Raw genomic sequence first — 12,559 nt, 5'->3', positions numbered from 1 at the left:
ACGTGAAATGTTCGGTTTCTATAATGAGTGCTTACTCACTCATAATCAAGAGTCAGTCGCGCAAACCATCGGACAGGGGCGTGTTTTCAGGTCAGGATATGAAGCGTCTCACAGTTTGTGTGGTTGTTATTATGCTCATTGCCAGTGCAGCAACGTTACCATTCGTCCTGAACGCGGGTTTCGGCCAGGCGCCGCAGGGCGCACAGCTTAGTCAGGTAGAACAATCTGCGAACTATCGGGACGGGCAGTTTCATAATCAGTTGCCCACGCCAGGCTTCACCGGAAATAAAAGTATGCTCGCGGCATGGTGGACGTTTTTGGTGGCGAAGCGTGAAAATGCGCGTCCAGCCCAGCCGCTGCCTCAGGTAGCGACCGATCTTGCCCGTCTGCCGATTGAACAGGAAACCCTGATTTGGCTGGGGCACTCCTCGTGGTATCTGCAACTGGGTGGCAAACGCATTCTGATCGACCCGGTGTTCAGTCACTATGCCGCACCCTTCTCGTTCCTTAACAAAGCCTTCGCGGGGCCGTATCCCTGGACGCCGGAGGCCATGCCGGACATTGATCTGCTGATCATTTCGCACGATCACTACGACCACCTGGATTACGCCACGATTCTTGGGCTGATGCCGAAGATAAAGCGTGTGCTCACGCCGCTGGGCGTTGGTTCGCATCTGCGCTACTGGGGAATGCGTGGCGATATCATCGAAGAGCGCGACTGGAACCAGTCCGTCAGGATTGACGATACCTTACTGATTCACATTCTGCCCGCGCGGCATTTTTCCGGTCGTGGCATCAAGCGTAATCAGACGCTATGGGCCAGTTTTTTGTTCGAAACGCCTGAACAAAAAATTTATTACAGCGGTGACTCAGGTTATGGCCCGCATTTCAGGGCGATTGGGGAGCAGTTCGGCAGTATCGATTTCGCCATTATGGAGAACGGTCAATATGACCAGGACTGGAAGTACGTCCATATGATGCCCGAAGAGACCGCTCAGGCCGCTGTGGATTTGCGAGCCAAAGCTGTCTTACCCGGCCATGCCGGACGCTTCGTGCTGGCAAAGCATACCTGGGATGATCCCTACAAACGACTGGCGCTCGCCAGCCGAAATAAAACGTACCGTCTGCTCACGCCAATGCAAGGGGAACCGGTGATGCTGGGCGATCCCGGGCAGCCGTTCACTCTCTGGTGGGATCAGATGACAAATTTGCAGGAGAGGAGTTCCGAATGACCATTTCTGCTCAGGTTATCGACACGATTGTCGAGTGGATTGATGATAATTTGAATCAGCCGCTACGTATTGACGATATTGCGCGCCACGCGGGTTACTCCAAGTGGCATCTGCAACGTCTGTTTTTGCAGTACAAAGGGGAGAGTTTGGGACGTTATATTCGCGAGCGCAAATTGTTGCTCGCGGCGCGTGATTTACGCGAGTCCGATGAAAAAGTGTATGACATTTGTCTGCGCTACGGGTTTGATTCCCAGCAAACCTTTACCCGCATTTTTACCCGCACCTTTAATCAGCCGCCGGGGGCTTACCGTAAAGAAAACCACAGTCGGGCGCACTGAAATTCAAAAAAAACGGCGGCGGGGGTCACTCGCCTTAGTGAGCCAGCGAAAACCAGCGACGCCACACGTAGCGAATCACAAAATATTCGATGGCGCCAAGTGCCAGAAACCACAGACAAAACAGCAGTGTGTAAAGCTGGTTGAGATCCATTAAGTGAAAGGTCACAACCAGCTTTTTCGCCAGCACCAGTCCCAGTGAGGGGGCCGGAAGCAGCAGACAGGAGAGGAAAGCCATCAGCAGAATACCGGCGATGGTCATCAGTGATTCAAGCGGGTGTTTCATGGCATTGTTAAACTTGAGTTAAAAAGCCATTGTCCGGGATCTTCTCTGCTAACGCAAACCCCGTACCGCTTACCCTGCCCAGATCTCACAATGTTTTTTCACCAGCCCGATTAACGAACCGCCTTCGGCAACGAAATTACGCATGGTTTGCGCTTCGTTTACGCCGTTTTTCACCTGTCGGATTAAGGCCTCGATGGCGCTGGCAGCGCCCAGTTTATCCGCGGACGGCGCCACGTTTTCCAGCAAGCGCAGCGTGTCATCTGAGATGGTGCGATGTTCACCGGTATGGACGTCGGTCAGAATACCTTCCAGCCCGAAGCGGCAGGCCTGAAACCGATTGAATTTGTAGAGCAAGTAATCCCGTTCCTGATGCTTGAACGGACGTTCGGTCAGCAGCCAGTGGGCGGTAGCCTGAAGTAATCCGGCCATATTCACGGCATGAGAGAGGGTCAGCGGGGTGTCCATCACGCGCACTTCAACGGTGCCAAAATGCGGGCCAGGACGGATATCCCAATGCAAATCTTTAATGCTTTCTATCATGCTCGTATAGCTAAGACGTCGGAACAACCCTTCAAACTCTTGCCAGTTGCTGACCCACGGCATCGGGCCGTTATCCGGAAAACCAGAGAAAATATTCAGACGCGATGAGGCAAAACGGGTGTCGGAACCCTGCATATAGGGTGAAGCGGCAGAGAGGGCAATAAAGTGCGGAACAAAGCGTGAGAGCCCGTGTAGCAGATAGATAGCGTCGTCACCGCTGGCGCAGCCGATGTGAACATGCTGGCCGAATACCGTCGCCTGCTGAATGAGATAGCCAAAGTTTTCCAGCGTGCGCAGGTAACGCGGGTTGTCGCACACTTCCTGGCGCTGCCATTTCTGAAACGGGTGCGTGCCGCCGCCGCAGATTTCAATGTGGTGTTCGCCAGCGGCTTTAAGGATCACCTGTTGCATGGCGGAAAGCTGGGCGGCGGCCTGATCGATGTTGTGACAAACATCTGTCGCTATCTCCAGCATACTTTCAGTGATGTCGTGCTTGACCTCTCCGGCGCTCACCTGGTCTTTGACCGCTGCAATCAGCGTTGAAGAGTCCTGGCTCAGGTCATAGCTTGGCGGGGTAACCACCTGCATTTCCAGTTCAATGCCGAGGGTGTACGGGTCAGAAACGTGAAAATCGGGTAGTGGCATGATATTCGCTTCTCCTGGGTTTCTCATCAGTATAGAGCGACAGGGCTATTCGCGGCGGGGACGGAAATCTGAAAGCGAGGCTTTGATGCAGGATCAGGAACTGCTATAACCAGAATTTACCGTTGCGTAAGGAGTGAACTGTGCCAGAGATAAATGAATATGGTCAGACGGTAGGGGATGCGTTGCCGGACTGGCATGGCGCGTCTGTGCTGGAGCGAGTCGTTCTTAATGGTCGCTGGTGTCGTCTTGAGCCGCTCGATCCGAATCGTCATGCCGGGGATTTATTTGATGCTTACGCGCAGGCCAGTGACGAGCGGGACTGGACGTGGATGGCAAGCCATCGCCCGGACAGTCTGGAAGCCACGCACCACTGGCTTTGCGGAAAAGCGAACGATGAGACGCTGGTGCCTTTCGCGGTAGTCGACATTCGTTCTGATCGTGCGGTGGGGCTGGTTTGCTATATGGCAATCGAACGTGAACATGGTTCGGTGGAAATTGGGCACGTCACCTGGTCGCCGCGCATGAAAAATACCGTACTGGGTACGGAGGCTATCTGGCTGTTATTGCAGTATGCGTTTACGCAAGGCTATCGTCGCGTGGAGTGGAAATGTGATTCTCTCAATGCTGCCTCGCGCCGGGCGGCTGAGCGGTTAGGGTTTGTTTTTGAAGGTCGTTTTCGCCAGAAAATTGTGCGCAAAGGACGTAATCGGGACAGCGACTGGCTGTCGATGATTGACGGTGAGTGGCCTGAGTGTGACCGTGCATTACAGCGCTGGTTAGCTCCGGAGAATTTTGACGCGCAGGGTCAGCAGATAAAAACCCTGGCGCAGTGCCAGGGGCAATAAGCACTCTCCGCTCTGAAAACAGGGCGGAATGTTTTTAGCGTTGCTCTGTGCAGGGGGGCGGGAACAAGGTGATCACCGCGTCCTGCAGCCGCATCCAAAAAACGTTGACTTCATGATGGGCGAAGTTTGGTGAAAATTCAGGTAATAAGCGGAGTGTTAGCTGCGTGGCCGTCAGTGCAGTCACTTTCGCGCTCGCAAATCCCGGCCGCGAAAGCGCCCATCTGGACAGTGCTTTAAATACGCTCTCTTTGGCTGAAAAAGCCAGCGTCAGGGCGAGAGGAAAGGGGAGCGCGCAGGCACGAAGAATCTGTTCTTCGTCTTGATCGACAAGAGAAGAACACACTTCAATTGCCGTCTGCGGCGTAAAAAGCGTTTCGATATCTATTCCTACAGGCTGGCGGGAAACCACCGCCAGTGCGGTGGTTGCGCTGTGGCTGATACTGCCAGAGAGCCCATCCGGCCATAACGGCTGGCGCTGTTCGCCGATTTCTGGCACCTGCTTATGACCCACCTCACGTAACGCATAAACGGCGGCAATACGCCCGGCCAGATGCTCGGCTTTACGTTTACGCCCGGCATGCGCCAGTTGGACATGGTGGGGCAGCCACAGCAGATCGCGATCATGGAAAGTGTCTGGCTCAAACGCGACAAGATGCAGCGTGTGGTCAGCAAAACGCAGAGGGGTATGAGTGAATTTCATGGCGTTATGAACCCCCTCCCCGGGCAGGGGAGGGGTTGTCGCCTCAGAAGTGCGTATTGACGCTCAGGTACCACGTACGCCCTGGTTCGTTGTAGGTGTACGCGCCCGCGCCAGCCATGAAGGCACCGGTTTTGGTGTCACTCACAGTTTGCGCATTCCCTTCACGCCACAGGCGTTTGTCAAAGACGTTGTCCACACCGCCGGTCAGACTGACGTTTTTGGTTACGTCCCAGGTCGCGCTCAGACCGACAATACTGTAGGGGCTGATGGACTGCTTATCCGTACCGGTGACCGGCTTACCCTGGTAATCGTATTTCTTCGGCTCTTGTTTGCCGTACCAGGTAAAAGTGGATTGCAGGGAGACATCCTGATGTACCTGCCAGCTCAGCGTTGAGTTCAGCGTGTACTCCGGAATAATCGACAAGCGTTCGCCGGTCTCTTTATTTTTGCTCTGCAACATATAGGTAATGTTGTTCGTCCAGTTAACAGTATCGCTAACCGGTACGTTCAGCGTCCCTTCCAGACCTTCGACCACCGCTTTAGGTACGTTTTCCCACTGGTAAATGTCGGTGTAGGTGGTTGTTTTCCCGCTGGTAATTGATGTGCGGCTCAGTGGCGCGGTACCGGCTTCTATTTTGTTACGATAATCGTTGCGGAACCAGGTGACACCCGCCAGCCAGCCGTCACGTTTGAACTCAAGGCCAATCTCTTTGTTGATGCTGGTTTCGGCTTTCAGGTCATCGTTACCCATCATGTAACAGCCAATGCCCGTTGAGGCTCCCGTGGCGTAACAGCCCTGACCTTTACTGTACAGAATGTAATTCGGGTTGGTTTGATACAGGCTCGGCGCTTTATACGCCCTGGCGATACCCATTTTCAGGGTGAAGTCGTCGCCCAGACCTTGTGACAGGTTGAGTGACGGACTCCAGTTGTTACCCACGATGCTGTGGTGATCGAAACGCAGGCCCGGTGTCAGCATGGTGCTGTCAGTCAGCTCCATGTTGTTTTCCGCAAACAGCGAGAAAATTTCCGCTTTTGAGTAAGGGCTGCGGTCCGTGCTGCTGATGCCAGGAATGTTGCCACCCATGAAAGTCTGGGAGTTAGAGAGCTGATCTTTCATGCGTTGTTGGGTCCATTCGGTCCCCAGCGTCAGGTTCTGATTCACCAGCCAATCGAACGGTACGCTCACTTCGCTGTGCAGCGTCACGTCGTTCAGATCGGCATCGACATATTTTTGTCCCGCTTTCGGATCGAAGATCCCTTCAGTGCCGCCCGCCAGGCCTTCTGGTGTGCGGGAATTACGGGTATGTTCGTACTGCACCCAGTTAGTGGTGGTGACACCGTTATCCCAGCCGCCATTCCAGGTCAGGGCGTAGTTTTGACGGTAGAGGCGGTTAGTCTCTTTGCCGTAATTGTCTTTTACCAGTTGGTTGGTGTTCGTGTTCTGTGTGTCTCCGGCGTAGAGGTTACCCTGGCGGCTGTAACCCGCTTCCAGTTCGAGGGATTGCATCGGCGCGAAGTCCCAGCGCACCACGCCGTTAATGTCTTTATTGATGACGCCTTCACGGCCGGCGGGCAACGTGTCTGCATAGCTGCCGGTACGCTCTGACTGATGGCCCTGGTTGATATCACGCGCATCGGCCTGGGTTTTATCCAGGTTACCAAACAGGCGGAAGCTGAACTCTCCGCCCAGAGGGCCGTTCAGGCTAAAGTTAGTGCGTTTGGTCGCGCCTTCATCTTTGTGCTCTGGCGCGTTGAAATAGGTGTTCCACGAACCGTGCCACTCGTTGCTGCCTTTTTTGGTGATGATATTGACAACACCACCGGCGGCGCCGTTACCGTAACGCGCTGCGGCAGGGCCCCGCAGGACTTCGATGCGTTCGATCATTTCCGGCGGCACCCACGACGTATCACCACGGGTATCACGCTCGCCGCGCCAGCCGAGCCGCACAGAGTTACGGCTGGTTACCGGCTTGCCGTCAATCAGGATGAGGGTGTTTTCGGGGCCCATTCCGCGGATGTCAATCTGACGGTTATTCCCGCGCTGGCCGCTGGTTGAGTTCCCGGTCAGGTTCACGCCGGGCATGGTACGGATGATTTCAGCGACATCGCGAGCGGGCGGATTTTTACGAATTTCGTCCGCAGTGATTGTCGATACGCCTGGTGCCTGCAAGTTCTGCTGGGCGGCGGTGACCACGATGGTATCTTCATGAGAGGCGGCAGTGCTATCGGTTGTCTCTTCTGCCATAGCAGGCAGCGCAACCCCGTAAATCCCTAAATTGACCAGTAAGGCCAGAGAATGAATCTTGTTGTTCATTGTATTTCCTGCTTTTCTTTAGCCACGAGTCCCAAATACCTGCGTTCTGCATTGGGTCCGATGTCGCCCGCCGCTGCGAAAACTCTCCATTCCTGAAAACCCCACAGAGCGGTTGGTGAATATCTGTTCGCGCTTCCCACAGCGCGACAATACGCTATTGCAAATGCAAATAGTTATCAATAATATTATCAATATATTTCATTAATCAGTGGAAATATTCACAATAAACATGGGGTTATGACGGTGACGGTAGGCAGTGAGTCCTGGTGGCAGTCAAAAAAGGGCCCTGAGTGGGCGCGTGAAGCAGATGGAAATTACCGGGTAACCTTCTGGTGGCGTGACCCACAGGGCAGTGAATGTTACTCAGCGATTCAGCGCGTCTGGGTGTATATCACCGGCGTCACTGACCATCATCAGAACGCCAGGCCGCAGACAATGCTGCGCATTGCCGGAACGGATGTCTGGCAGTGGCAGACGTCATTAAGCGCAAACTGGCGCGGCAGCTACTGTTTTATTCCTTCAGATCGAGAAGACGTTTTTGCCGGGCTGGAGCAGGGCGATGCTCCCGATCACGCCGCGTTACGCGAAGGGTGGCGGCAACTGCTACCGCAAGCCATTGCCGATCCGCTAAACCCGGTAAGCTGGCAAGGTGGACGCGGGCACGGTGTTTCAGCGCTGGAAATGCCACAGGCACCGGTTCAGCCGGGTTGGGACAATCCGCAACGCCCTACGACACCGCCAGGGGTTCTGCATTGGCACAGCGCACGTCTGGGCAATACGCGTCGGGTATGGGTCTTTACCACTGGTGACGCTAAAGCGGATGAACGGCCGTTGGCCATTCTTCTCGACGGAGAATTCTGGGCGGAGAGTTTACCCGTCTGGCCTGCGCTGACTTCGCTTACGCAGCGCGGCCAACTCCCTCCGGCGGTGTACCTGCTCATTGATGCGATCGATACCGCAAACCGTAACCACGAACTTCCCTGTAATGCCGATTTCTGGTTGGCGGTCCAGGAAGAATTATTGCCGCAGGTACGCGCTGTTGCGCCGTTTAGCGATCGTCCTGAGCGCACGTTGGTTGCGGGCCAGAGTTTTGGCGGGCTGTCATCGCTGTTCGCCGGGCTGAACTGGCCTGAACGTTTTGGCTGTGTGCTGAGTCAGTCCGGCTCGTACTGGTGGCCCCATCGTGGCGGTCAGCAGGATGGACTGATTATTGAACAACTTAAATCCGGCAGCGTGACGGCAAACGGGCTGCGGATCGTGCTGGAAGCGGGCGTCCGGGAGCCTGTTATCTTGCGCGCTAATCAGGCGCTTTACACACAACTACACGCGACACAGCAGTCGGTTTTCTGGCGTCAGGTTGACGGCGGACATGATGCGCTCTGCTGGCGCGGCGGACTTATGCAGGGGCTGATTGACCTCTGGGAACCGCTTCGCTGACAGCGCGATTTTCCACGACAGGAGTTGAGTATGGAATTCAGTAATCCCTTCGATAACCCGCAGGGACAGTTCTACATTCTGCAAAATTCACAGCAGCAGTTTAGCCTCTGGCCGCAGCAGTGTGCATTGCCAGCGGGCTGGCAGGTTGTGTGTGCGCCTCAGTCTCAGGAGAATTGTCAGCACTGGCTGGAACGTCACTGGGCCACGTTAACTCCCGGCCATTTTGCCGCAACGCAGGAGGTGAAATGAGCCAGCGTTTACCCCTTGTCGCCGCGCAACCCGGTATCTGGATGGCGGAAAAACTCACTTCGTTACCTTCTGCCTGGAGCGTGGCTCATTATGTGGAATTAACGGGTGAACTGGATGCGCCGCTGCTGGCGCGCGCCGTGGTCACAGGTATGCAACAGGTCGACACGTTACGGATGCGCTTTACCGAAGATAACGGCGATGTCTGGCAGTGGGTGGATGAAACTCTCACCTTTGCACAACCGCCAATAACCGATTTACGCGCCGTGGCAGATCCGCATAACGCGGCGCTGGCGCTGATGCAGGCCGATCTGGCGCAAAACTTACGTGTCGACGGTGGCAAGCCGTTGGCGCATCACCATTTCATACAGATTGGCGAGAATCACTGGTACTGGTATCAGCGCTATCATCATTTGCTGGTGGATGGCTTCAGTTTTCCCGCCATTACCCGCCAGATTACCGCGATTTACAGTGCCTGGCGTCGGGGAGAGATGACGCCAGCGTCCCCGTTTTCGCCGTTTTCAGACGTAGTGGAAGAGTATCAGCGCTATCGTCAAAGTGAGGCCTGGCAGCGAGACGGCGCGTTCTGGGCTGAACTGCGTAAACAACTACCGCCGCCCGCGTCGCTTTCGCAGGCAGCGTTGCCTGGACGCACGGCGACATCCGCCATTTTACGTATGAAGCTGAATGCTCCGGAAGGCGCATTTCGCCAACTGACGGCACAACTGCCGGATGTGCAGCGCACCGATCTGGCACTGGCGCTGGTGGCGCTCTGGCTGGGGCGACTGTGTAACCGAATGGAATATGCGGCCGGATTTATCTTTATGCGACGCATGGGATCGGCGGCGCTGACCGCCACCGGACCTGTGCTCAATGTCTTACCGCTGGCGGTCCGTATTGATGCCTCAGAAAATCTGGCGACGCTGGCGAAACGGCTCTCCGCTCAGCTTAAGATAATGCGTCGCCACCAGCGTTATGATGCCGAGCAAATCGTCCGTGACAGCGGGCGTGCGGCCGGGGAAGAGCTGCTGTTTGGCCCGGTATTCAATATCAAAGTCTTCGATTATCAACTGGACATGCCTGGCGTTGTGGCACAAACCCATACGCTGGCAACAGGACCGGTTAACGATCTGGAGCTGGCGCTGTTCCCTGATGAAGAGGGCGGTCTGAGCGTTGAGCTTCTCGCCAACCAGCAACGTTACGACGAAGCAACGCTCCGCCAGCATGCGTCGCGTCTGATGGCGCTCATCGAACAGTTTGCCGTAAACCCGGCGCTGCGTTGTGGTGACGCCGATATGCTGCTGCCGGCTGAATATCAACAAATTGAACAGATCAATGCGACAGCGGTTGAAATCCCGTCCACTACGCTGAGTGCGCTGGTGGCAGAACAAGCCAGAAAAACCCCGGATGCGACCGCGCTGGTGGATGCTCGCTATCAGTTCAGCTACCGTGAAATGCGTGAGCAGGTGGTGGCGCTGGCCCATGTGCTTCGTGAACACGGCGTGCAACCGGGGGATAGTGTGGCGGTGGCGCTGCCGCGCTCCGTCTTTCTGACGCTGGCGCTGCACGGCATTGTGGAGGCCGGAGCGGCCTGGCTACCGTTAGACACCGGATATCCGGACGATCGCCTGCGGATGATGCTGGAGGACGCGCAGCCGACGCTGCTCATCACCACGGCGGAACAGCGCCCGCGTTTCAGCGATATCCCTGGACTGGAAAGCCTGTGTTATAGCGCACCGCTGGCGACGCGGGATGACGCGCCGCTTAATCTTTCGCAACCGCAGCATACCGCTTACATCATCTTTACCTCCGGTTCAACGGGCAGACCCAAAGGGGTCATGGTCGGGCAAACCGCCATCGTTAACCGTCTGCTGTGGATGCAAAACCAGTACGTTTTGACGGCGAAGGATGTGGTGGCGCAAAAAACACCGTGCAGCTTTGACGTTTCCGTGTGGGAGTTTTTCTGGCCGTTTATTGCAGGGGCAAAGCTGGTAATGGCTGAACCCGAAGCGCATCGCGATCCGTTGGCCATGCAGCGGTTTTTTGCTCACTACGGGGTGACGACCACGCATTTTGTGCCATCGATGCTGGCGGCGTTTGTGGCATCTCTCACCCCGGAGAGCGCCCGCGAAAACTGCGCCACGCTCACACAGGTATTTTGCAGCGGTGAGGCACTGCCTGCCGATTTATGCCGTGAATGGGAGCAACTTACGCACGCCCCACTGCATAACCTGTATGGCCCAACGGAGGCAGCGGTAGACGTGAGCTGGTATCCGGCCTGGGGGAATGAACTGGCAAGGGTCAGCGGTAGCAGCGTGCCGATTGGTTTTCCGGTCTGGAATACCGGGCTGCGGATCCTCGATGCCATGATGCGCCCGGTTCCGGTCGGCGTGGCGGGGGATCTCTATCTGACGGGGATCCAACTTGCGCAGGGTTACCTTGGCAGGCCGGATTTGACGGCGAGCCGTTTTATCGCCGATCCGTTTGTACCCGGTGAGCGCATGTACCGTACTGGCGACGTTGCGCGCTGGCTGGAAAATGGCGCGGTGGAGTATCTTGGGCGCAGTGATTTTCAGCTTAAGATCCGCGGTCAGCGTATTGAATTGGGTGAGATCGATCGCGTGATGCAAGCCCTGCCGGATGTTGAGCAGGCGGTGGTTCACGCCTGTGTGTTTAATCAGGCGGCGGTTACAGGCGGCGATGCTCGCCAGCTGGTTGGCTATCTGGTTTCGCAGTCAGGACTTCCGCTGGATATCCCCGCGCTACAGGCGAGACTTCGCGAAAAACTCCCGCCACATATGGTGCCGGTGGTGTTGCTGCAACTGGCGCAACTGCCGCTCAGCGCTAACGGGAAACTGGATCGTAAGGCCCTGCCCATGCCTGAACTGACGCAGCGCGCCAAAGGCCGGGCTCCTTTGCCGGGCAGCGAAACGATAGTGGCGAAAGCGTTCAGTGAACTCCTGGGTTGTGAGATCAACGACATTGAGGCCGATTTCTTTGCGCTGGGCGGTCATTCATTGCTGGCAATGAAACTGGCTGCACAATTGAGCCGGTCTTGCGACCGTCAGGTGACGCCAGGCCAGGTAATGGTGGCCTCTACGGTAGGACAACTGGCTGACCTGCTGGAGACGGATGATGATGCACAAGCCCAGCGACTGGGATTTGAAACGCTGTTACCGCTGCGTAAAAGCGACGGCCCGACGCTGTTTTGTTTCCATCCGGCGTCGGGTTTTGCCTGGCAGTTCAGCGTGCTGTCACGCTATCTTGATGCTCGCTGGACAATTATGGGCATACAGTCTCCGCGTCCACAGGGTCCGATGCAAACGGCTGAAAATCTGGACGCGGTGTGCGAACGGCATCTGGCGACGTTGTTGGAACAGCAACCGCACGGGCCCTATTATCTGCTGGGATATTCTCTTGGCGGCACCCTCGCGCATGGTATCGCCGCACGTCTGCGGACACGGGGAGAATCGGTCGCGTTCCTCGGACTTCTGGATACCTGGCCGCCGGAGACGCAACACTGGTCAGAGAAACAGGCCAACGGTCTGGATCCAGAAGTACTGGCGGAAATTGACCGCGAGCGGGAAGCGTTTTTGGCTGCGCAGCAGGGGAACGCCTCTGGCGAATTGTTTAGCACGATTGAAGGGAATTATGCGGATGCCGTTCGCCTACTGACAACTGCGCATAGCGTTCCTTTTGATGGACGCGCGACGTTGTTTGTGGCTGAGCGAACGTTGCCAGAAGGCGTTAACCCGGAGCGTAGCTGGGCACCGTGGATTAACGATCTGGATATTTACCGTCAGGATTGCGCCCATGTTGATATTATTTCGCCAGCGGCATTTGAGAATATAGGGCCAATTATCGCCCGTCTGCTTAATTAACCTTCATGATTGCTGATGAATAATTCAGCATGCCGCATGTAACCCTCCGTAACAAAAAGCAACATTCATTGTTGCGGAGGGGTTTATATCATCAC

At 55.8% G+C, this 12,559-nt stretch carries 10 protein-coding genes; 6 read left to right on the top strand and 4 right to left on the bottom strand.

The annotated features are described in order from the left end of the window. The first annotated feature begins 98 nt into the window (after positions 1-98). The gene (locus tag WB371_RS05080) at positions 99-1,232 is read left to right on the top strand and encodes an MBL fold metallo-hydrolase (RefSeq protein WP_336219005.1); all 1,134 of its coding nucleotides are present in this window, start codon (positions 99-101) and stop codon (positions 1,230-1,232) included. Then, positions 1,229-1,570 carry a RamA family antibiotic efflux transcriptional regulator gene (locus tag WB371_RS05075; RefSeq protein ID WP_043001487.1) on the top strand — a complete coding sequence of 114 codons (342 nt, stop codon included), beginning with the start codon at positions 1,229-1,231 and terminating at the stop codon, positions 1,568-1,570. The genes WB371_RS05080 and WB371_RS05075 overlap by 4 nt, the downstream gene beginning before the upstream one ends. 34 nt (positions 1,571-1,604) lie before the next feature. Here the strand turns inward: WB371_RS05075 and WB371_RS05070 are convergent, their stop codons facing one another. Continuing rightward, positions 1,605-1,853: a DUF1158 domain-containing protein gene (locus WB371_RS05070; protein WP_336219004.1), complete on the bottom strand. Its 249-nt coding sequence runs from the start codon at positions 1,851-1,853 to the stop codon at positions 1,605-1,607. A 69-nt stretch (positions 1,854-1,922) separates the two neighbouring features. Continuing rightward, positions 1,923-3,038, bottom strand: a complete 1,116-nt coding sequence (locus WB371_RS05065) for a YbdK family carboxylate-amine ligase (RefSeq protein ID WP_336219003.1) — start codon at positions 3,036-3,038, stop codon at positions 1,923-1,925. A 140-nt stretch (positions 3,039-3,178) separates the two neighbouring features. On the opposite strand from WB371_RS05065, the gene WB371_RS05060 reads away from it, so the two are divergent. Beyond that, a complete protein-coding gene (locus WB371_RS05060; protein ID WP_336219002.1) occupies positions 3,179-3,883 on the top strand; it encodes a GNAT family protein in 705 nt (234 codons plus the stop codon). Between the two features lie 34 nt (positions 3,884-3,917). On the opposite strand, the gene entD is transcribed toward WB371_RS05060, so the two are convergent. After that, the gene (gene entD, locus WB371_RS05055) at positions 3,918-4,583 is read right to left on the bottom strand and encodes an enterobactin synthase subunit EntD (RefSeq protein ID WP_336219001.1); all 666 of its coding nucleotides are present in this window, start codon (positions 4,581-4,583) and stop codon (positions 3,918-3,920) included. 43 nt (positions 4,584-4,626) lie between these two features. After that, positions 4,627-6,900, bottom strand: coding sequence for a TonB-dependent siderophore receptor (locus WB371_RS05050; protein WP_336219000.1), 2,274 nt, complete (start codon positions 6,898-6,900; stop codon positions 4,627-4,629). 237 nt (positions 6,901-7,137) lie between these two features. Between WB371_RS05050 and fes the strand changes: the two genes are divergently transcribed. Genes fes through entF form a run of 3 tightly spaced genes read left to right on the top strand, consistent with a single transcriptional unit; the run spans position 7,138 to position 12,464 of the window. After that, positions 7,138-8,337 (top strand): enterochelin esterase, encoded by a 1,200-nt coding sequence (fes, locus tag WB371_RS05045; protein WP_336218999.1) that lies wholly within the window; start codon positions 7,138-7,140, stop codon positions 8,335-8,337. Between the two features lie 30 nt (positions 8,338-8,367). Then, positions 8,368-8,586, top strand: coding sequence for an MbtH family protein (locus WB371_RS05040; protein WP_336218998.1), 219 nt, complete (start codon positions 8,368-8,370; stop codon positions 8,584-8,586). After that, positions 8,583-12,464: an enterobactin non-ribosomal peptide synthetase EntF gene (gene entF / locus WB371_RS05035; protein ID WP_336218997.1), complete on the top strand. Its 3,882-nt coding sequence runs from the start codon at positions 8,583-8,585 to the stop codon at positions 12,462-12,464. Before WB371_RS05040 ends, entF begins: the two co-directional genes overlap by 4 nt. Positions 12,465-12,559 lie beyond the last annotated feature (95 nt).

The organism is Citrobacter amalonaticus (assembly GCF_037053465.1).
Classification (GTDB): domain Bacteria; phylum Pseudomonadota; class Gammaproteobacteria; order Enterobacterales; family Enterobacteriaceae; genus Citrobacter_A; species Citrobacter_A amalonaticus_H.
This window is presented reverse-complemented; position numbering and strand designations above follow the sequence as displayed.